General features: G+C 36.5%; 20 protein-coding genes and 1 pseudogene. 11 read left to right on the top strand and 10 right to left on the bottom strand.

Annotation, left to right across the window (positions count from 1 at the left end):
- The first annotated feature begins 4 nt into the window (after positions 1 to 4).
- The 7 genes and pseudogenes from ACIQ7T_RS17180 to ACIQ7T_RS17150 form a co-directional block, all read left to right on the top strand.
- Positions 5 to 706, top strand: coding sequence for a thioesterase II family protein (locus ACIQ7T_RS17180; protein ID WP_402871924.1), 702 nt, complete (start codon positions 5 to 7; stop codon positions 704 to 706).
- A 108-nt stretch (positions 707 to 814) separates the two neighbouring features.
- A complete protein-coding gene (locus ACIQ7T_RS17175; protein WP_370076233.1) occupies positions 815 to 1,747 on the top strand; it encodes an acyltransferase domain-containing protein in 933 nt (310 codons plus the stop codon).
- Positions 1,748 to 1,868: 121 nt separating this feature from the next.
- A complete protein-coding gene (locus ACIQ7T_RS17170; protein ID WP_370076231.1) occupies positions 1,869 to 2,714 on the top strand; it encodes a 3-hydroxyacyl-CoA dehydrogenase family protein in 846 nt (281 codons plus the stop codon).
- 26 nt (positions 2,715 to 2,740) lie between these two features.
- Positions 2,741 to 3,010, top strand: coding sequence for an acyl carrier protein (locus ACIQ7T_RS17165; protein ID WP_370076229.1), 270 nt, complete (start codon positions 2,741 to 2,743; stop codon positions 3,008 to 3,010).
- 14 nt (positions 3,011 to 3,024) lie between these two features.
- The gene (locus ACIQ7T_RS17160) at positions 3,025 to 4,158 is read left to right on the top strand and encodes an acyl-CoA dehydrogenase family protein (RefSeq protein ID WP_370076227.1); all 1,134 of its coding nucleotides are present in this window, start codon (positions 3,025 to 3,027) and stop codon (positions 4,156 to 4,158) included.
- Between the two features lie 27 nt (positions 4,159 to 4,185).
- Positions 4,186 to 5,238 carry an HAD-IIIC family phosphatase gene (locus tag ACIQ7T_RS17155; protein WP_370076225.1) on the top strand — a complete coding sequence of 351 codons (1,053 nt, stop codon included), beginning with the start codon at positions 4,186 to 4,188 and terminating at the stop codon, positions 5,236 to 5,238.
- Between the two features lie 73 nt (positions 5,239 to 5,311).
- Positions 5,312 to 5,586, top strand: a pseudogene (locus ACIQ7T_RS17150) (thiamine pyrophosphate-dependent enzyme); the annotation flags it as partial.
- A gap of 344 nt (positions 5,587 to 5,930) precedes the next feature.
- On the opposite strand, the gene ACIQ7T_RS17145 reads toward ACIQ7T_RS17150, so the two are convergent.
- From ACIQ7T_RS17145 to ACIQ7T_RS17125, 5 genes are all read right to left on the bottom strand, one after another.
- The gene (locus ACIQ7T_RS17145; protein ID WP_370076223.1) at positions 5,931 to 6,644 is read right to left on the bottom strand and encodes a 4'-phosphopantetheinyl transferase family protein; all 714 of its coding nucleotides are present in this window, start codon (positions 6,642 to 6,644) and stop codon (positions 5,931 to 5,933) included.
- Positions 6,645 to 6,956: 312 nt separating this feature from the next.
- Positions 6,957 to 7,829: a glycine betaine ABC transporter substrate-binding protein gene (locus ACIQ7T_RS17140; RefSeq protein WP_370076221.1), complete on the bottom strand. Its 873-nt coding sequence runs from the start codon at positions 7,827 to 7,829 to the stop codon at positions 6,957 to 6,959.
- An 82-nt stretch (positions 7,830 to 7,911) separates the two neighbouring features.
- A complete protein-coding gene (locus ACIQ7T_RS17135; RefSeq protein WP_402871916.1) occupies positions 7,912 to 8,766 on the bottom strand; it encodes an ABC transporter permease in 855 nt (284 codons plus the stop codon).
- Positions 8,759 to 9,958 carry a quaternary amine ABC transporter ATP-binding protein gene (locus tag ACIQ7T_RS17130; protein WP_370076217.1) on the bottom strand — a complete coding sequence of 400 codons (1,200 nt, stop codon included), beginning with the start codon at positions 9,956 to 9,958 and terminating at the stop codon, positions 8,759 to 8,761. Before ACIQ7T_RS17130 ends, ACIQ7T_RS17135 begins: the two co-directional genes overlap by 8 nt.
- 283 nt (positions 9,959 to 10,241) lie before the next feature.
- The gene (locus ACIQ7T_RS17125) at positions 10,242 to 10,877 is read right to left on the bottom strand and encodes a GntR family transcriptional regulator (protein WP_370076215.1); all 636 of its coding nucleotides are present in this window, start codon (positions 10,875 to 10,877) and stop codon (positions 10,242 to 10,244) included.
- Between the two features lie 273 nt (positions 10,878 to 11,150).
- Here ACIQ7T_RS17125 and ACIQ7T_RS17120 point away from each other — a divergent pair, with 273 nt between their 5' ends.
- From ACIQ7T_RS17120 to ACIQ7T_RS17105, 4 genes are read left to right on the top strand one after another with little or no spacing between them, the layout of a single operon-like run.
- A complete protein-coding gene (locus ACIQ7T_RS17120; protein WP_370076213.1) occupies positions 11,151 to 11,882 on the top strand; it encodes a GTP cyclohydrolase II in 732 nt (243 codons plus the stop codon).
- A 14-nt stretch (positions 11,883 to 11,896) separates the two neighbouring features.
- On the top strand, positions 11,897 to 13,006 hold the full coding sequence (gene ribD, locus ACIQ7T_RS17115) for a bifunctional diaminohydroxyphosphoribosylaminopyrimidine deaminase/5-amino-6-(5-phosphoribosylamino)uracil reductase RibD (RefSeq protein ID WP_370076211.1): 1,110 nt from the start codon (positions 11,897 to 11,899) through the stop codon (positions 13,004 to 13,006).
- On the top strand, positions 13,003 to 14,088 hold the full coding sequence (locus ACIQ7T_RS17110; RefSeq protein ID WP_370076209.1) for an FAD-dependent monooxygenase: 1,086 nt from the start codon (positions 13,003 to 13,005) through the stop codon (positions 14,086 to 14,088). The genes ribD and ACIQ7T_RS17110 overlap by 4 nt, the downstream gene beginning before the upstream one ends.
- Before the next feature lie 16 nt (positions 14,089 to 14,104).
- Positions 14,105 to 14,668: a 5' nucleotidase, NT5C type gene (locus tag ACIQ7T_RS17105; RefSeq protein WP_370076207.1), complete on the top strand. Its 564-nt coding sequence runs from the start codon at positions 14,105 to 14,107 to the stop codon at positions 14,666 to 14,668.
- A 218-nt stretch (positions 14,669 to 14,886) separates the two neighbouring features.
- Here ACIQ7T_RS17105 and ACIQ7T_RS17100 read toward each other — a convergent pair whose 3' ends face one another.
- From ACIQ7T_RS17100 to ACIQ7T_RS17080, 5 genes are all read right to left on the bottom strand, one after another.
- Entirely contained in the window at positions 14,887 to 15,654 is a 768-nt protein-coding gene (locus ACIQ7T_RS17100; RefSeq protein WP_402871911.1) for an IclR family transcriptional regulator, read from the bottom strand.
- Positions 15,655 to 16,213: 559 nt separating this feature from the next.
- Positions 16,214 to 17,356, bottom strand: a complete 1,143-nt coding sequence (locus ACIQ7T_RS17095; protein WP_402871908.1) for a CaiB/BaiF CoA transferase family protein — start codon at positions 17,354 to 17,356, stop codon at positions 16,214 to 16,216.
- Between the two features lie 20 nt (positions 17,357 to 17,376).
- Positions 17,377 to 18,183 (bottom strand): enoyl-CoA hydratase/isomerase family protein, encoded by an 807-nt coding sequence (locus ACIQ7T_RS17090; RefSeq protein ID WP_402871906.1) that lies wholly within the window; start codon positions 18,181 to 18,183, stop codon positions 17,377 to 17,379.
- 49 nt (positions 18,184 to 18,232) lie between these two features.
- Positions 18,233 to 19,309: an acyl-CoA dehydrogenase family protein gene (locus ACIQ7T_RS17085; protein ID WP_370076199.1), complete on the bottom strand. Its 1,077-nt coding sequence runs from the start codon at positions 19,307 to 19,309 to the stop codon at positions 18,233 to 18,235.
- The coding region (locus tag ACIQ7T_RS17080) for an acyl-CoA dehydrogenase family protein (RefSeq protein ID WP_402871903.1) at positions 19,306 to 20,294 on the bottom strand (989 nt) is incomplete at its 5' end. The genes ACIQ7T_RS17080 and ACIQ7T_RS17085, both read right to left, overlap by 4 nt.

Here is a 20,294-nt window from a genome sequence, read left to right as displayed (position 1 = left end):
CATGATGCTTTTATTTTGTTTGCCATATGCCGGTGGTTCAGAGCTGATATATCATAATTGGAATAAATTTATAAATCAACGTATAGAAATACATGCTATTACACTAAAAGGAAGAGGAAAAAGGTTTTGTGAAGGTTTTTATCAAAATCTAAATGAAGCAGTGGAGGATATTTATTGTCAAATACATGATAAAATCCAACAAGAAGAATATGCAATTTATGGGCATAGTATGGGAGCGCTTTTGACATATGAGCTATATTATAAAATCATTAATACCAGTAATAGAAAGCCAAAGCATTTATTTTTTTCTGGCAGATTTTCTCCCAATGTAAAAGGTAATATTATTATTAGTCATAAAATGCCTGATAAAGAATTTATGGATAGGATCGTAGCGTTAGGCGGAATTGCTGATGAGGTACTAGAATCGAAAGAATTACTAGAGTTTATTTTACCTATTCTAAAAAATGATATAAGGATAGTAGAAAATTATGTTTACAAAGAAAGGGATGAAAAGATTCAGTGTAATATATCTGTTTTAAATGGGACAGAAGATAATATAGATTTCTATCAAAAAAATAGCTGGAAATATTTGTGCGATAGAGATTGTGAATTATACGATTTAAACGGCAACCATTTTTTTATTAACAATAATATTAATGTTGAAAAGATAGCCCGAATAATGGAAGAAAACTTATTAAACTCTTAAGCCTTTGGAGAATAAGTATTCATAGTATTGATTACATTTTTTATCAATACTATGAATACTCCAATATTAGAACAATGGTGTCTAAAATTATATTATAGGAGGGAAAAGGTGGATTATTTTGATGGTGGAAATGCGTTTCTTTTTCAAGGAGTTGGATCAGAATATCAAAGTTTATTATATTTACTGGATGAAGAGCAATTAGAATTATTACGTAAATATTGCGCCATTGTGGAAAAGGAATTAGATTTAGATTTGTGGAACTATCTATTTTATTCCAAAAAAACGAAATATGATGACTTTTTCAATGATTGGATTGCTATCTACACCTGTGATAATATAGTATTTAATACATATATTTCCATTGGTGTAAACCCTAAAATATTTCTAGGTTACAGTATGGGCTTGATTACTGCAATGTCATGTGGAAAATCTATTTCTTTTGAAACAGGATTGCACATGCTACTAACTATATATGAATATCCTAAAGGTATTTCAAGGCAAGAGGAGTCTATGGCAACTATAATAGGCTTGAATTACCAACAAGTTGTAAACTTAATTGAAAAAAACAATTTTTTCGAAACTGTTAAGATTGCTAGTGAAAATAGTAAGTACTGCATTGTAATAGCTGGAAAGAAAAATGATATAAATCAAATTTTGGATAAAGCGGAAGAGGAGGGCGCTATAAAGGTTGTAAAAATAAATGTCCCCTATGCATTCCATACTCCATTTGCTGAAAAAGGGATTGATAAATTAATAAATCTTGTTGAAAAAATAAAGGTTGATGATAGTAGAATACCGATAGTTTCAGTATTTAACCAAAATGTTCTTCAAAGTGCTTCTGACTTAAAGAAAGAACTAGTGAAAAATATGCCAAGCTCAATGAATTGGAAAATCTCAATAGAAAAAATGATTGATTTTGGTATAACTACTTTTATTGAAGTTAGCCTAGATGACTCCCTTACTAAAATATCAAGAGTGATAAATACAGATTATAAGTTTTTATCATACAAAAAAATAGTAAGGTTAAAAAATAAGCATTAAAATGGTTATATTTATAAAAAAATGATAATACAGGAGGTTGTTGAATGAATGCTCGATAATGATATGAAGTGAATTTTTATATAATTATTAAAATTATGTAAATAAAAAGGGGTAATTTAGTATGAGAAAAATAGCCGTCATTGGAGCAGGAGTAATGGGAAGAGGAGTAGCTCAAAATTTTGCTCAGGAGGGATTAAATGTCATATTATTAGACATTTCTGAGGGGAAATTAGAGCATGCAAAAGAAGAAATACGCCAAAATATTCGTTTTCACGCTTTATTTAACAAAAACAAGATAGATGATGACTCGGAAGAAATTTTATCAAGAGTCAACTTCTCAACGGATTACCAGCTATTAGAACAAGTAGATTTTGTTGTTGAAAATGTCCCTGAAAAATGGGAGGTTAAAAAATCAGTTTATGAAAAAATAGATAAAATTTGTACAGAAAACTGTATTTTTTTAGTTAATACTTCTTGTATTCCTATTACAAAAATAGCAGCATTAACCAATAGGCCGGAGAAGTGTATTGGAACACATTTTATGAATCCTGTACCGCTTATGACTACTATTGAGGTTATTAAAGGATATCATACATCGGAGGAAACTATTTTTCTAACAAAAGAACTTCTTAAACATATTGGGAAAGAGTGCATTATTGTTAATGATTTACCTGGTTTTGTATCGAACAGAATCTCTCATCTTTTTATGAATGAGGCAGCCTATGTTGTACAGGATCAAGTAGCAGCACCTAAAGATGTAGATAACATTTTTAAAAAGTGTTACGGACATAAGATGGGGCCACTTGAAACAGCTGACTTAATTGGACTCGATACTGTTGTAAATTCACTAGATGTTTTATATGAAAGCTTCCAAGATTCGAAATATCGTTGCTGTCCTTTACTACGTAAAATGGTTGATGCAGGATTGTACGGTAAGAAAGTTGGTCAAGGATTTTATACTTATTAAAAAAATGTCCAAAGGAGTATGAATAAATGTCTGAAACTAAAATGAAAATAAAAACGTATCTTTCTAAGTTTTTTAAAAGCCATGAATTAATGGATAATGAAGATATATTTTCAACAGGGTTTGTCAATTCACTCTTCGCAATGCAGTTAGTTATGTTTATTGAAAAGGAATTTAACATAAAGGTTGAAAATAAAGATTTAGACTTTGCTAATTTCAGAACGATTGATTCAATTGTCTCTTTTATTAGTAAAAAGCACAATGAAACAACTACCGAAAATCAAGTAAATAATAATTGAATGATGGTGAAAATATGAATATAGAATTTACAAAAGAACAATTAAAATATCAAGAAAGTTTTAGAGCTTTTGTTCAATCTGAAATAATTCCTTACGCAGGGGAAAATGATCGAGCTGAATATTTGCCTACCGAACTTATAGAAAAGGTTTCTAAAAGTGGGTTCTTAGGAGCAACTATTTCTAAGAAGTATGGTGGATTAGGCTACGACATGATTACTTTGGGATTATTAAATGAAGAAGTGGGAAGAGGATGTTCTTCAACTAGAGCATTGTTGACAGTACATGGTATGGTAGCCATTGCGATTGAAAAGTGGGGGACAGATGAGCAAAAGGAATATTGGCTTCCAAAAATGGCGAAAGGTGAAAGCATAGGAGCTTTTGGTTTAACTGAACCTAAAATAGGTAGTGACGCTAAAAGTATAGAAACATCTGCTGCACTTTTAAATGGCAACTTTATTATAAACGGTAGCAAAAAATGGATTACTATGGGCCAAATAGCTGATATTTTCATTATTTTTGCAAAATTAGATGGTAAACCAACTGCATTTTTAGTTGAAAAAAATAGCCAAGGTTTTTCAACGAAAGGAATTCATGGAATGATGGGTTTGAAGGCATCAATGGTAGCAGAAATATTCATGGATGATTGCCATATTCCTGAGACAAATATGATTGGTAGACCTGGTATAGGATTATCCCATGTCGCATTCTCTTGTTTAGACTACGGTAGATATACAATTGCTTGGGGGTGTGTTGGCATTGGACAGGCGTGTATTGAAGAAAGTGTACATTATGCAAAGAAAAGAGAACAATTTGGATATACATTAAGTCAAAATCAATTAATTCAGAAAATGATAACGGAAATGGTTGTTAATGTAAAGGCTGCAAGATTAATGTGTTTAAATGCTGGCTATCTGAAGGAAACTGGAGACCCCGAAACCATTATGGAGACATGGAATGCAAAGTACTTTGCTTCTACAATGATAAATAAGGTTGCAGGGGATTCCGTGCAGATTCATGGCGCTAATGGATTAAGCCAAGAATATTCAGTAGAAAGATATTATAGAGATGCAAAGATTAATGAAATCATTGAAGGAACTACACAGATGCATGAAATTTTAATTGCTAAAAATATTATTGGAAACAACTAGAAGAATGGTTCTTATCGGAGGTGTAACATGTTAGAGATTAGTTCACAAGAACGAAAAGTGAAGTGTGTTGTTTGGGATCTTGATCATACAATATGGCAAGGCGTTTTACTTGAAGATAAGAATGTTATATTACGTGAAGGTGTAAAAAAAATTTTAGAGGAATTAGATAAGCGTGGCATATTACAATCTATTGCAAGTAAAAATGAACATCATTTAGCAATTGAGAAGCTTAAAGAATTCGGTATTGAGGAGTATTTTATTTATCCTCAAATTAACTGGAATTCAAAGGGGGAAGCTATTAAAAAGATAGCCCAGTCTATTAATATTGGACTTGATACTTTGGCATTTATAGATGATCAGCCTTTCGAAAGAGAGGAAGTCAGTTTTTCAGTCCCAGAAGTAATGTGTCTAGATGCGACTGATCTAAATGGCTTACTTAGTCTGCCTGAAATGAATCCGAATTTTATAACAGAAGATTCGAAAATGAGAAGAAAAATGTATTTAAGTGATATAGAACGCAATAAAGAAGAAAAAAGCTATGAGGGTACAAAAGCGGAATTTTTAGAAACCCTTAATATGGAACTTACCATATCTCCAGTCAGTGGTGGTGATTTACAGCGAGCAGAGGAGTTAACGGTAAGAACTCATCAGTTAAATGCAACTGGATATACTTATTCTTATGAAGAACTGGATAATTTCAGTAAATCGGATAGACATAAATTATTAATAGCTGATTTAAAAGATAAATATGGAGCATATGGGAAAATAGGAGTAGTACTAATTGAATGCGATAAATATGTATGGACTATAAAGCTGTTACTTATGTCGTGCAGAGTTATGTCCAGGGGAATTGGTACGATTATGCTCAATTATGTTATGCATCTAGCTAAGAATGCAAATGTACGTCTACGTGCAGAATTCGTTCCAACTAATAAAAATCGAATGATGTATATGACTTATAGATTTTCAGGATTTGGAGAGATTGAAGAGAATGAAAATTTAGTATTGCTAGAAAATAATTTAATGGACATTCAGCCTTTACCAAACTATATAAAATTGAACTCGTTTATTATTTTATAAAAGATTTAAACTCTCTAATTGTAAAAATTAACCTTTTTGATATTGAGTGAATAAAAAATAGGGGGTGGATTATTTGGAACAACATTTTCCAATAAGAAGAGTGGTGTGTGAAGAAGGAAAACTTTTAAATAAGGATTATGAATCTCTCATCACAAAAGAATTGGTAGGATTAGAGAGTTCGATAGAAAAGCAGTAAGTTTACAGAGGCAGGGCAGGATTGGAACGTATGCACCATTTGAGGGGCAAGAGGCATCACAAGTCGGCAGTGCATTAGCATTAAATGAAAATGATTGGTTAGTTCCATCATATCGTGACCATGGAGCATCAATGACATTTGGCCAATCTTTATTAAAATATAAAGAAATATTAATTTGAGTTATAGCCTACATAACTCCAACATCTTAAAATCGAAATTTCACTCATTGGCGCCAACTTCAAAGAATCTGAAATGGCGCCTTATTTTATTACATAAAAATGAATGTAAAGAAATTTTATAATTCAGAGAAGTAGTTTGTTTTTCAAAAGCAACATCATACTCGGCACCGTATATAATTAATTAACTAGTGTTCTACTAATAGGTTTAAGTGTTTACAATCCGAATAATGGCTTAAAAGAATGATTTGTGAGGACAGTATATAGAATTTTATAAAAAACTATGTTTAATTTAAAGTATTTTAGTAGTTAAAGTTACATTATTTATATTTAAGTGAGCTATTATTTAAAGCTTCTATCACCAAATCTTCAGGATCAACATATTTTATATCAGAAGGAAAATCATAATTACGTGCGCAAACTGCGATTTGATAGGTTGAATCTATTAAATAATTTTTTAAATAAAACTTTCTGTCCTGGAATTGTGACTCAATTATAAAATTTTGATCAATGCTATCTTTTATAATTGAGAAAGAGTTTAGAGGAAGAGATAGACCAATTCCGATTGCTTTGATATAGCTTTCTTTTAAAGTCCATATTTCAAAAAATCTATTCAATTGATAGTTTTCTAATGAAAAAATGTAATCACATTCTTTTTCTGTAAAGAACTGTTTTGCTAGCGTAATATCAATAAACTTTTCTTTTTCTATATCAATGCCAATGTGATTACTATTTATTGCACATATTACCCAATCTTCTGAATGGCTTAAATTAAAATAAAAGTTTTCTACATCAGATAAATATGGTTTTCCATAAGGATTAGTTGCAAACTCAAATTGAAAATTATTTTTAAGTTTTTGTTGTATAATAATATTTCGTATTAATATTTCTGCAAAAAGACCTCTTATCGAATCTTCTATTCTAGTAAATTTTTTTAATTTGTCTTGCTTTTTTTGTGGTAAGAATTGCATTAGTTGTTTGTACGTTGAAAAACAAATGGAATTATTGATATTCATAGCAAATAATTCGATCATCTTACGTTCAAATCCTTTACAATTTATATAATGTGAGACAAAATTCTAAATTAAGTTTCTGTTTGCATTTAACTCAAACAATAGATTTTCTAAACAATAAGACCAATAGTTTCTCTTATTGGACCTACATTTAGCTTTATAATACTTGAAATACTAATAATTTTCTTTTTATAAACCATAAATTTATTTTAACACAATATGTATTTTATCGTAATCAATATATATATATGAGGTGTCCATATCATGGTAAATATAAAAAGGTGCCTAAAAGCAGCAGTTGAAAACTGCTTTTTAGACACGCATTTTTAATAATTATTTAACATCCTTCGTCCATTCAGCCACTTTGTCTGCATTGGCTTCTACCCAATCTTTAGCGGCTTGTTTTGGGTCTTTGCCATCCATAATTTCTAGCATAACGTTCTCTAAGTCTTCTGATGTCCAGTGGAAGTTATCTAGTACAGAATAAACATCTGGTTGATCTTCTTTTAAACCTTTACGAGCGAATGTGTTAATCGTTTCTTCGCCACCATAAACGCCTTTTGGATCATCTAAATATTTAAGATCGTATTTAGCGAATTTCCAGTGAGGGGACCAGCCAGTCACGACGATGTCTTCTTTGTTTTTAATCGCTTTAGCAAGAGAAGTTGTCATAGCACCAGATGAAGATGTTAATAGATTCCAATCTGCTAAGTTATCATATTCATCTAAAGCTTTTTCAGTAGCAGCTGTAATCCCAGCACCAGGCTCAATACCTGTAATTGTGCGATCTGCTTGCTTTTTTAAATCCTCAATCGAATTAACGTCCATATAGCTTGGTACTACTAAACCTATTTTGGCACCAGCAAGGTTTTCACCTAGCTCATCAAGATCAGCCTTATATTTTTCGTACTGTGGGGCATGTGTATTTGGCAACCATGCGGCAACCATACCATCTGCTTCACCTTTTGAAACAGCCTCCCACATAATTGCATTATCGAGTGGTGTTAATGTTACATTGTAACCTAAATCCTCAAGCACCTGCCCAACTACATTAGTGGAAGCAATTTCTGTATCCCATTCAACGTAGGCTAGATTGACGTCCTTTGAGTTACCATCGCTCTTACTTGAATCGTCACCACTACATGCAGCTAGCAAAAAGCCAAGCCCTAAAGCCATCCCTAATTTAGTTAATGTTTTCAGTTTCATCGAATCTTCCTTTCTTTATTCAACTACAACACGTAAATCTAAAGCTAGAACTAAGACTTTCACTAAAAAATTGTCTCTTTATCTAAACGGCTTTCTTCTTATTAAAACTTTGCGTTAAGCGGTCTATTACAATGGCAAAAATTACTAGACCTAAACCTGCAACAAAGCCATTTCCAACCTGTGTACGTTGTAGTGCAGTTAATACTTCGCGACCTAGACCAGGTGCACCAATCATTGAGGCAGTTACAACCATTGACAGTGATAGCATAACAGTTTGGTTAATCCCTGCCATTATAGTTGATTTGGCAAGAGGGATTTCTACTTTAAATAGTTTTTGATTTGAAGTACTACCATATGAATCAGCAGCTTCTACTAATTCTTTTGGTACTTGGCGAATTCCAAGGTTCGTCATACGTACAGTTGGTGGTAAGGCAAAAATAACGGATGCAAATACACCAGGGACTATTCCAATACCAAAGAAGGCAACGGCAGGAATCAAGTACACGAAGCCAGGCATTGTTTGCATGAAATCGAGTATCGGCTTAATCACATTTTCTGCTACAGTTGACTTAGACATTAGAATGCCAAGAGGAATACCTAAAATGATTGAGATGATACTTGAAAATAGCACGAGCGTGGTTGTTTCCATAAGATGCGTCCATAAGCCTTGATTATAAATAAATAACAAACCAAGTAATGAAAACGTAGCGAGCCCGAATTTTTTGCCGGTAACGAAAAAGGCAAAAATGACAACAAGTAAAATTAGAATAATCGGGGGAATGCTCACTAATAAATCAGTGACCTGATTCATGAGTAGTTTTCCATTTTTTTGAATCAAGTTAAAAAACACTGAAAAATTACTCGTCAACCAGTCCATAACTGATTCTACCCATGGTCCCAGTGGTATAACTGGAATATTGTCTAAAAAATTATTCATTTGCAACTGCCTCCTCATCGCTAGTTGAAAGTGCTTCGATGACAACGCCCCGGATAAGAACACCAAGTAAACGCTCATCTTTTACAACTGCAATAGGAGTAGGACAATTATGAATCAAACCTAATATATCCTGTAAAAGCATATCTGGTGGAACGGTCAACATATCTGATTGAACAATTGAATGTACCGTTTGTTCTTGTCTTTTTGCTGCAGCCCGTGCGTCGTCAGCAGTAATATAGCCTTTTAAATGTCGATTTTTGTCAACGGCCATTAGTAAACTAACCGTTTCTTCGCGCATTCTTTTAAGTGCTACGGTCGGCCCATCTACATCTACATTGACAGATACAGGTCGAACCATGGCATTTTCAGCAGTTAGTACTTTAGAGCGATCGACGTCTTCTACGAAGGTTTTAACATAATCATTTGCAGGGTTTGTTAAAATTTCTTCTCCAGTACCAATTTGGATGATTGAGCCATCTTTCATAATGGCGATACGATCACCAATACGTAATGCTTCATTCAAATCGTGAGTGATAAATAAAATTGTTTTTTTCAATGTGCTTTGTAAATCGAGTAACTCATCTTGCATTTCTTTTCGAATTAATGGATCGAGTGCAGAAAAAGCCTCATCCATTAGTAATATTTCAGGGTCATTTGCAAGTGCTCGTGCTAATCCAACACGCTGTTGCATACCACCTGATAATTGACTAGGATATTGGTCCTTATAAGCAAGTAAGCCTGCATTGTCGAGAGCCTGCTCTGCTTTTGCTTGCCGTTCTTCTTTTGAGATGCCTCTGATTTCAAGGCCGTATTCTGTGTTTTGAAGAAGTGTACGATGGGGGAATAAACCGAAGTTTTGAAAGACCATACTCATTTTGTTTCTTCTTACATTACGTAAACTCTCTTTGCCCATTTTAGAAATATTTTCTCCATCGATGTAAATATTTCCACTTGTAGGTTCTATGAGACGGTTTAAAAGCCGAATCAGTGTCGACTTTCCACTTCCTGATAATCCCATGATAACGAAGATTTCACCTTCATTTACGGTAAAACTTGCATCGTATACACCAACTGTTGCACCTGTTTCTTTTAAGATATCAGTCTTGCTTTTTTGTTGCTTGACGAGTTCTAAGGCTTGGGGAATATGTTTACCGAAAACTTTAGAAACATGTTCCACTTTAATTTTTTCCAATAGAACCACTCCTTTCGTAGATCAATTTCGCCTTGGCGTAATGGGTGTTGCTTCACTTACGCACATATAAATCGCCACTAGACGAGGCGTTTTTAGGCTGAGTCCCTCTATTTCAGTAGGTGTTTGAACACTCACTGAATGAAGATATATACTATTTGAGGATAATGATACCCAAATATAAACAAGTAACAACTTAACCCTAACAAAAAGTTGTTACTTCTGTCAAATCGACAAAATAGAAAAAATCCGCATAAACGCTGTTATATCAGCGTTTATGCGGATTTTAATTTGGATATAAAAAACTCTGAACTCGAGCGAAACTTTCATCATTGCCGATAAAGTAAATGATATCTCCTTCTTCCAAGGACACATATGGACCAGGTGATAGTAATAATTCATTTTTACGACGAATTCCGACAATCGTGCTAGATGTATTTTGCCAAAAATTCAATTCCTGTACGGTTTGGTGGATACAAGGGCTTTCAACTGTCATCTCTAATTGATAAGGAATGAACGGATTGACGGATCTGAAATGTTCAGTTCGACTAATAAGTTGTTTGGTTTTTTCCTGTAGATTTATTAATTCTTGGTGCTGCTTCTGAATGCTAGACATAAGCTCATGTTGTAGTTCATGGACTGATTGAACATCATGGAATTGGCGGACAAAATGTGCAGCCTTTTCATATGAGATGATTATAACCCCACTACCTTTAGTGGCCTCTACAATTTCCAAGTCTTGCAAAACAGCAATCGCTCTTCTTGCAGTTTCCGAAGAGACATTGTATTGACTAGCTAGAGATGATCTTGCGTAAATTTTATCGCCAATTCGATATTTTCTTTCCACGATTTTTGAGGCTAGATCGACAGCAATTTGCTGATATTTTGGCTGTTTCACCTGCACATTTTTTTCTAATTGCATTCTAAACTTCCTTTCGTCATTACAGTTCCCTCAGCTTATTATAGACTAGCCTGCACAGAAAAAATAGCATCTCCATAAGCTATTAGTATATGATAAAAACGTAATATAGCAGTTTTTGTTTCTAATACATTTTTAAAATAGAATAGGAGCTATAGTTTGACAGGTGTTAGTTATTATTATAAACTAAGTTACGTTATGTAAGTGGTGTGAAAATACAAGTGCTCAGCTAGTATGTTTAGCTAGCTGTTTAACAATAGAAGGTTGGAGAAAAATATGACAATTACTACTAAAGTTTTGGATATAGTGAAAGACAAAATGACGATCGTGAAGCATTCAGAAACTGAAAGTATTTGCCTAGTTGGTCCAGTGAAATTACCGGTAAAACAGGGTGAATTTTCAGCGACATTTCAATGGTATAACTGGTTAAAAGTAGGCGCTAATCAGTCAAAAGAGGAAATTATTGATGGGTTAGCATCTGCAAACTTAGCTTTTTTACAACAGTCATCAGTGCTTGTTTATGGAGATTTTACACATGCAGAGGATGCTTTAATTCGCATGCATAGCATTTGTCATACAGGTGATATTTTTGGAAGCCAGCGCTGTGACTGTGGTTATCAATTACATGAATCGATGAAAATGATTGTGGAGCATGGCTGTGGTGCCATTTTCTACTTAGCTGATCATGAAGGTCGTGGGATCGGGTTATTCTCGAAATCTCTTGCTTATTTATTACAAGAAGAGGGATTAGATACGGTTGAAGCAAATCATGCTCTTGGCTTCCCAGATGATACTCGTTCTTACGAAGATGCCATTAATGTGTTAGCTGCACTTCGTTCAAAACCAGTTACACTGATTACCAATAATCCTAAGAAGCTTGCCGCATTACAGGCACATGGTTTAGCAGCAGAAGGACATGTCCCATTATGGGGAGGATTAACGGAGACAAATCGATTTTATTTAGACACAAAAGTAGAGAAATCTGGACATTTGCGCGAAGAGAAGTGAGTGGAGGAACGAAGATGACAACAGATGGAAAATATATGCAATTGGCACTTGATTTAGCCGCTAGTGCAAAAGGAAATACGAATCCAAATCCACTAGTAGGGGCTGTAATCGTCAAAGACGGTGTCATTGTTGGAACAGGTTTACACAGAAAAGCAGGGGAACCACATGCAGAGGTGCATGCATTCCGTATGGCTGGAGAACATGCTAAAGGTGCGACACTTTATGTAACTCTTGAGCCGTGTTCGCATTTTGGAAAAACACCTCCTTGTGCAAATTTAGTGAAGGAATCAGCAGTTAGTCGTGTGGTTGTAGCTATGCAAGATCCAAATCCTGCTGTTGCTGGACGTGGTATTCAACTGTTACGAGATGCAGGCATTGAGGTAGAGGTGGGTGTTTTAGAAGCTCAAGCTCGCCGTTTAAATGAACGTTTTATTCACAATATGCTAACAAAACGACCATTTATTATTTCAAAATATGCGATGACTTTAGATGGGAAAATAGCTGCCCATACAGGACATTCCAAGTGGGTAACGGGTGAGGCAGCGCGTGAGGATGTTCACCGTATTCGTCATGAGGTTGATGGTATTTTAGTTGGTGTTGGTACTGTTTTAGCTGACAATCCATCCTTAACGACAAGATTAAAAGAAGATTACGGAAAAAATCCAGTGCGCATTATTATGGATAGCTCCCTTCGTACACCAGCTCATGCCAATGTTCTGAATGTAGAAGAAGCGAAAACAATTATTGTATGTAGTGAGAATGCCAGTCAAGAAAAAATAACAGCATTTGAGAAAAAAGGCGTGACTGTATTGCCAGTTCGACATGACTCTGAGGGGCTTGTTATTGATGATATGCTTGAAAAACTCTATCAAAATGGCATTACGGATATTTTAGTAGAGGGTGGAAGTACGATCAACTCTTCATTTTTACAGCAAGGTGCTATTAACAAATATGTGATTTACATAGCGCCAAAGATTCTCGGTGGTCGTTTATCATTAACACCTTTTGCTGGTCAAAATCCATCTACTATGGATGAAGCATGGGATGTAGAATTTGCTTCGTTTGAGCAGGTTGGGCAAGATTTACGTATTATTGCTTATCCAAAGATAGGTGAAGGAAAGTGAATTATCAAGCAGATGTTTGTATCGTAGGGGCTGGACCAGGTGGAGCACTTCTTTCGCACTTACTAGCGAAAAAAGGTCTTTCCGTAATTCTACTGGAACAAAACGCAGCACTTGGGCAGGCATTTCGCGGTGAACATTTAAATGAGGAGGGTGAGGCTGTTTTAAAAAGTCATCAGCTTTTTGAAGCAGTCGAGGCGCTCGGCTTATTACGTATGGGAAAGCTTGAATATTACGCAGACGGTAGAGTAATAAAAACTATTTTCCCTGATGAAGCTGTTGGACATTTAGGGATTCATGTACCGCAAGCCAATCTATTAAAGGGAATTTTACAAGAAACACAGCATTTTCCTCACTTTTCTTGTTTCCTGAATACGAAGGTAACGAAGCTCATAGTTGATTCTTTGGGCAGATATACGGGTGTCATTGCATCAAGGGATGGGGAAACCATTGAAATTAGTAGTCAGTTAATAATCGGAGCTGACGGCCGTTACTCTACTATTCGTAAGCAAGCGCACATTGAGATTCAAAAGCATAAGCATGGCTTTGATTTATTGTGGGCAAAAATTCCTGCCCCTCAGGGATGGGAGCCATCGATTAAAATGGCATTAATAGGTGATAAACAGCTATCCTTATTTACGCAAGTAGGTGGGTTCATTCAAATCGGCTGGAATATTGAACAAGGAAGTTTTCCTCAGCTCAGAAAAAAAGCATTTACACCATTTATCCAACAGCTTTTAAAACAATTCCCGGAACTATCTGATACTGTAAACGAACATATCAGATCCTGGCAAGATTTTGTCTTACTTGATGTATTCAGTAGTCATTGTGACTGCTGGGGAACAAAGGGGCTTGCGCTATTAGGGGATGCTGTTCACACGATGACACCAACTGGAGCATTTGGGCTCAATAGTGCACTCAAGGACGCAGAGTGTCTTGCGTCATTATTAAATAAAGATACGCTTGTTCATTTTAACGTACACGATTTTCAACAAATGCGCGAGCAAGCCATAGAAGAAGTATTAGCGATGCAAATTGAAAAAGAGCAAACATTCGCGACTAACTTCATCAACAAGGCTTCTTGAAGGGAAGAAAAACAACATGAAATTTGGCTTTGATATAGATGACACACTCATCGATTTACGAGCACACGCCTTTGCGCTCTATAATAAAAAACTTGGTAAAAATGTTGCGCTAGAAGTATTTCAAGCTTTGCAAAGAGTTGAAATTCACGAACCTTTTGGATTAACAGATGCTGAAGGAGCGGCGATGTGGAATCGTTCATTAGAGGACATTTATTTTACGGATTGTCCTTCTTTTGAGGGAGCACTAGAGACGCTTCAAGCCTTGGCACAGCAGGGACATGACATTTATTATATTACTTCACGTCCTAAACAGTATTGTGAGCAAACACAAGCATGGATGAAAGCACAAGGATTTCCAATCACAGAAGGTCACTTTTTCTGCGGAATGCAGGATACAGAGAAAGTGGCGATCATCAAAGAGCTAGCTTTAGATGTTTATGTAGATGATAAACCAGCTGTATTAGAAACACTGCAAGATGTGGATACAAAAGTAATTTTAAAAAATCAATCCTATAACAAGCATGTTGAACTGCCACGCTTAAGTCATTGGGATGATTTCTTGAGATTAGTAAATAATTAACTTATCACCATAACGTGTAGTTGATTTCCGTTCCGACTGGGCGCTTTGATGTTGCTGTCGCTACGCTTTCGCACAGATAAAACAATTGTTGCTGTCGCTTCGCTTTCGCACAGAGCAAAGCTTCCTGGGGGCGTCCGATGAACCAAATAGTTAAAGCAATACACCCGAATAGAGGGCACTTTAAAAGTGAACCTGTTCGGGTGTATTCTTTGTTTCAATCAATACAATTGCTTTTCGATTTCTAATGCAACGCTTTGAATAGTTTCAATTAATAAATTTTCATCGTAGTCACTAAAGCGTACTTCTGGTATAACGAGTGACACTGATGCAATTATTTGGTTGGAAGCATTTAAAATCGGTGCAGATATAGAGCATGCGCCACGCACACGTTCGCTATTACTTTTTGCAAACCGTTGTAAACGGGTATGCTTTAATTCCTTTAACAGCTGCTCTTTTGAAAGTATCGTTCTATCAGTGATAGCTTCAAGACTTATATTCTCCACATATTCTTCAACATTCGGCATAAATGCGAGCAATATTTTAGATGATGCACCTGCATAAAGGGGAGAGGTGTCACCTACAAACATTTTCGTTGAAAGCGGATATGTTGAATCGTAGTTTAAAATACATCGTCTTTCCAATCCATCAATAATATTCATGGAAACACTTTCGCCGATTTCTTCGTTTAGCTTTTTTAAAATAGGTTCTGCAACAATAATAAGACTTGATTCTTCTTTTACCAAATTCCCTAAATATAGAAGTGAATGACCTAATTGGTAGCGCTTAGTTTGCTCGTCTTTGTGAAGAAAGCCTTCGTATACAAAGGTAGAAACGAAGCGCTGTAAACTGGAAATGCTGATCCCTGTTTTTTTACTTAACTCAGTTAGGGAAAGGCTAGGTTCATCTTTTGAAAAAGCTTTTAACACTTTAATAGCTTTGTGCAGCGATGACATTGTATAGTTTTTTTCGAAAATCTCCTGATTCATCCCGTCACCTACAGTAATAAAATTTTCTTCGACATCTGCCGGAGGATTTATCTTCAGATATATATGCCGTTATGCTTTTGCCAATAAAAGCATTTATAAAATGAAGAATAAACTGGCTAATCACCATAACGTGGGGTTGATTTCCATCCCGACTGGGCGCTTTGTAGCTGCCGCTTCGCTTTCGCTACAGAAAACATTTGTTGCTGTCGCTTCGCTTTCGCACAGATAAAACATTTGTTGCTGTCGCTTCGCTTTCGCACAGATAAAACATTTGCCGCTGCCGCTTCGCTTTCGCGCAGAGCAGAGCTTCCTGGGCGCGTCCGATGAGCCGCTTCACTCGCGTTGCTCGCTCCAGGGTTTCGGGGCAACAGGATGTTGGTCACGAAGGCGTTATCACAGGACGTGATGCTTTTAGCCTTTGTTCCTCTATATCGCTAATCCCCAAGGAGTCGCCCAGTCTTAACTCCAATCAACTTATCCACATGACAGACTTTTTAATAAAATGTCATGCCAAACTATCAGTGATGAACCATTAAAGTACCTCTATTATAGCGCAATTTTATTTTTGTAGAGAGGACTTTTGGAATTGGTTTGTATGTTCTCCAAGTACAGGTGGTGCTAATTTATATTGAATATCTAAATCAGAGAACTTTAACGGGCTTTTGATGAATCTGATTGTACCATATTGTTCGTGCTCTATTTCACCAATCATGTCGCGTGCCATAAATTGCGGTTGTTCTAGTGCTTCTGCAATTGTGTTCACACGTCCGCCGGGAATTTTGTATTGTTGTAATAAGGTAATCCATTCATCCCGTGTTTTTGTCATGGTAAGGTCAGTAATCATCCGAACTAGCTCCGCTTCATGTTGCTTGCGCAATGTATTCGTTAAAAAGCGCGGATCATTGGCCCATTCCTCACGTTGCAACATCGTGCAAAACTTTTTAAATTGTCCATCTGTCCCAACGCAAATCATTAGGGGGCCATCCGCACAGTTAAATACTTGATACGGCGCAACATTATTATGACGATTACCGAGACGTTCTGAGATAAAGCCTGTATTTAAATAAGCACTCGCTACATTCGCTAAGCTACTCATTTGAACGTCTAATAAAGCTAAGTCAATAAATTGCCCTGTATTTGTTTGATCACGCATTCGTAAGGCGGCTAAAATACTAATGACGACATAGTTAGAGGTTAAAATATCTGCAATAGGAACACCAACTTTTGTCGCTTCCCCTTCAGGTGAGCCAGTGACATGCATTAAACCACTCATCGCTTGAATTACTGGATCGAAGCCTGGTTCGTGTGAAAGAGGACCAGTTTGACCGAATCCTGTAACTGCACAATAAATGATTCTAGGATTCACTTTGCTTAATTCCTCATAGCTGAGCCCCATTCGCTCCATGTCACCCGTTTTAAAATTTTCGAGGACGACATCAGCATCTTTGACAAGTTCTTTAAATTTTTCTCTGTCCTCAATTTTCTTTAAATCTAATGTGATTGATTTTTTATTGCGATTGGCACATAAATAATACGTACTTTGACCATTCACAAATGGCCCCCAATCACGCATACTATCAGAGCCATCTGGATGTTCTATGCGAATTACTTCTGCTCCTAAATCTGCCAACATCATGGAGCCAGCAGGAGCAGCATAAACACGAGATAAATCTAATACTCGAATATTTTCAAGAGGTTGCATTGTTCTTCCTCCTAAATACGTCATTTATAAACGGGCTTACGTTTTTCTACAACTGCGTTTACACCCTCTTTGAAATCATCTAGCTCTGTTACAATAGCCATTTGTGATGAAATGTAATCAAGGGCACTACGTAAATCCATTCGTTGACTTTGATAAACAGCACGCTTTATGAATTGCAATGTGGTAGTTGGACGACTTGCTAATTCTTTTGCATAATTCAATGTGTATTCTTCAAGCTCATGGTCTTCTACAACAAATGTCACAACACCTTTGTCTTTTGCTTCATCAGCAGTTAATACACGAGCCGTCCAGAACATGTCCAACGCTTGATCGACGCCGATTAATTTCGGTAAATAATAAGCACCACCGTCGCCAGGAACGATCGCCACGTTAATGTAGCTTTCTGAAATTTTTGTGGATTTTGCAGCAATCCGTATATCGCACATTAAGGCCATATCAAGCCCTGCGCCCATTGCAAACCCATGTACCTGAGCAATAACGGGCTTATCAATTTCTTCAAGGAGAAGGGGGATACGTTGAATCTTTTTCCACAGAGAATTTTTTCGTGCTAATCCTGTAGAAGAGATATCGTCCTCACTTTGGAAAAATCCTTCACCAGCTTGCATCGCCTTAATATCCCCGCCAGCGCAAAATGATTTTCCATTACCTTTTACGATCACAACACGAATGTCCTCTGAATCACGAACAGTTTCAAGGGCTTCAATCCATTTAGCGATCATCTCTTCACTAAAAGCATTGTACGCCTCAGGTCTATTTAATGTAATTGTGGCTACATGGTCTTGCACTTCAAAAAGTAAATCAGTCATTGATAACACTCCTTATCATGTCATTAGTAGTTTGTCACAAATTAATTACTTATCCTTCCACTTTGAGAAGTGGAGAGCTTGCGCTACTTGAAGTTAAATATTCCCATAGACTATCTCCACTATTTTCTAGCAGTTGTGTTGCGACCAAATTAGTCCAATAAGAGGTGCTGGCTCCTTCATCGCGCCATGACCAAAGTCTGCGTGTAAATTGGTGCAAACTATGCTCGTGTGTCGTACCAATTGCAGCGTGTACTTGATGTGCAATTGTTGTCACTGCTTGAATAATTTCTTCGAAACGAATGCTGGCGTAAGCAACCTCACTATTTTGACTGTTCATCTGAAGGGCTTCTGTAACATTATTAAATGCTGCTAAGGCGATCGCTGTTTCACCTGCTAACTGTACAATATGCTGTTGTACGAGCTGGAAGCGATGAATCGGTCGACCGAATTGCTCACGTTCTTTCGTATATTGAACAGTTAAATCATTTATTTTATCGACGGCACCAGTCATCAGTGCTAATTGAAAAGCAGTATTGAGTGTTGTTATAGCGTGTATCTTGTCAGGAGATAACACAGCAGATACTTGTGAAACCTTAGTATGATGGCATTTCACGGTATCACGCGGTTCGCCTGCTAAATTCGACCCTAGCTTAATTTCAGCTTGGCTTAAATCGATTTCTACAAGATGAGTACCCTCCGTGCTATAGGCAAGTGTCACTAGATGTTTTGTATGACGTGCCCAAGGGATTTGGATCGCCTCTCCGGTTAATTTGCCATTCTCTAACGTAAAGGCTTGGTTAGGGCAGAGCATATACGTCGCCAGGTCTTCAATTACTTGTAAACTAGTAAACTCTAATAAATAATTTGCGAATGTGGTTTCGGCAAATGGAATCGGTGCCGCGTATTTTCCAGTTAAACGAACAATATTCAATAAATCCTCTATGTCGCCACCTGCACCGCCATTTTCTTCTGAAATGGCTACAGCTGTCATCCCGTTTTCTTTAAACAGATCCCATAGTTCTGGTGCCCAATGACCTTGTTCCACTGTATCGACTAACTCTTTATCGACTTTTTCTTTTAACATGCGCTCTACAACATCAAGAATCATATCTTTCATTTCGCTCATTGTGCTACAACCCCTTTCGCTACAACGCCATACAGTACTTCTGAAGTTCCTCCTCGGATAGTGAAACCTGGTGCATGTAAAATGGATTCAGCCATAAAGCGATCAATTTTACGATGCGCGTCAAGAGTAGGATAAGTCTGTACGATTAAGCGTGTAATTTCAGGAATACTTTGCTCAAATTTCGTACCGAGTGCTTTCACAAGTGCTGCAGGAATAGATACGTCTTCACCATTACCGGATTCTAAAAGCTGGGCTACTCCAATTGACAAATTACGTAGACCCCAAAGACGAGCTATTATTTTAGACGCTTGCTGTAACCCTTCTAAATTGTTTTGGCGCTTTAACTCTTGAATTAGTTCATCGATTAATGGGAAAGTACTCAATATTCGCTCTGGACCACTGCGCTCAAAGGCAAGCTCTGCTAATCCTTGAGCCCAGCCATTACCGATCTCTCCAACAACCATATTGTCAGGTACAAAAACATTGTCAAAGAATACTTCGTTGTAATGATGCTCACCAGTTAGAAACTTGATCGGAACAACCGTTACCCCTTCCGCATGTAAATCAACAATCAACTGACTGAGCCCTGCATGTTTACTTTTTCCATCAAAAGGACTAGTCCGTACTAAAGTCACCATATAGTGGCAAAGGTGTGCATTACTCGTCCATATTTTTTGACCGTTGACAATCCATCCGCCCTCTACTTTTTCAGCACGTGTGCTAACCGAAGCGAGGTCAGAGCCACTATTTGGTTCACTTAAACCTATGCCGAAGTAGCATTCGCCTTTCACGATTTTCGGTAAGAAATATTCTCGCTGCTCTTCTGTTCCATACCGTAAAAGAAGTGGTCCTGTTTGGCGATCAGCAAACCAATGTGCAGCAACCGGAGGACCAACAGCTAAAAATTCTTCCGTTAAAATGTATCGATCAATAGTACTCCTCTCTTGACCGCCATATTTTTTAGGCCAAGTTAAGCCAATCCAAC

Source organism: Lysinibacillus sp. NPDC096212 (assembly GCF_044763105.1).
In the GTDB taxonomy this organism is placed as follows: domain Bacteria; phylum Bacillota; class Bacilli; order Bacillales_A; family Planococcaceae; genus Lysinibacillus.
This window is presented reverse-complemented; position numbering and strand designations above follow the sequence as displayed.

Coding starts and splice junctions, on each gene's coding strand:
- ACIQ7T_RS17105 (WP_370076207.1), top strand. CDS start 14,105: ATGAAATTTGGCTTTGATATAGATGACACACTCATCGATTTACGAGCA.
- ACIQ7T_RS17125 (WP_370076215.1), bottom strand. CDS start 10,877: ATGCAATTAGAAAAAAATGTGCAGGTGAAACAGCCAAAATATCAGCAA.
- ACIQ7T_RS17085 (WP_370076199.1), bottom strand. CDS start 19,309: ATGAGCGAAATGAAAGATATGATTCTTGATGTTGTAGAGCGCATGTTA.
- ACIQ7T_RS17160 (WP_370076227.1), top strand. CDS start 3,025: ATGAATATAGAATTTACAAAAGAACAATTAAAATATCAAGAAAGTTTT.
- ribD (WP_370076211.1), top strand. CDS start 11,897: ATGACAACAGATGGAAAATATATGCAATTGGCACTTGATTTAGCCGCT.
- ACIQ7T_RS17165 (WP_370076229.1), top strand. CDS start 2,741: ATGTCTGAAACTAAAATGAAAATAAAAACGTATCTTTCTAAGTTTTTT.
- ACIQ7T_RS17170 (WP_370076231.1), top strand. CDS start 1,869: ATGAGAAAAATAGCCGTCATTGGAGCAGGAGTAATGGGAAGAGGAGTA.
- ACIQ7T_RS17135 (WP_402871916.1), bottom strand. CDS start 8,766: ATGAATAATTTTTTAGACAATATTCCAGTTATACCACTGGGACCATGG.
- ACIQ7T_RS17120 (WP_370076213.1), top strand. CDS start 11,151: ATGACAATTACTACTAAAGTTTTGGATATAGTGAAAGACAAAATGACG.
- ACIQ7T_RS17145 (WP_370076223.1), bottom strand. CDS start 6,644: ATGATCGAATTATTTGCTATGAATATCAATAATTCCATTTGTTTTTCA.
- ACIQ7T_RS17155 (WP_370076225.1), top strand. CDS start 4,186: ATGTTAGAGATTAGTTCACAAGAACGAAAAGTGAAGTGTGTTGTTTGG.
- ACIQ7T_RS17095 (WP_402871908.1), bottom strand. CDS start 17,356: ATGCAACCTCTTGAAAATATTCGAGTATTAGATTTATCTCGTGTTTAT.
- ACIQ7T_RS17140 (WP_370076221.1), bottom strand. CDS start 7,829: ATGAAACTGAAAACATTAACTAAATTAGGGATGGCTTTAGGGCTTGGC.
- ACIQ7T_RS17100 (WP_402871911.1), bottom strand. CDS start 15,654: ATGAATCAGGAGATTTTCGAAAAAAACTATACAATGTCATCGCTGCAC.
- ACIQ7T_RS17180 (WP_402871924.1), top strand. CDS start 5: ATGCTTTTATTTTGTTTGCCATATGCCGGTGGTTCAGAGCTGATATAT.
- ACIQ7T_RS17090 (WP_402871906.1), bottom strand. CDS start 18,183: ATGACTGATTTACTTTTTGAAGTGCAAGACCATGTAGCCACAATTACA.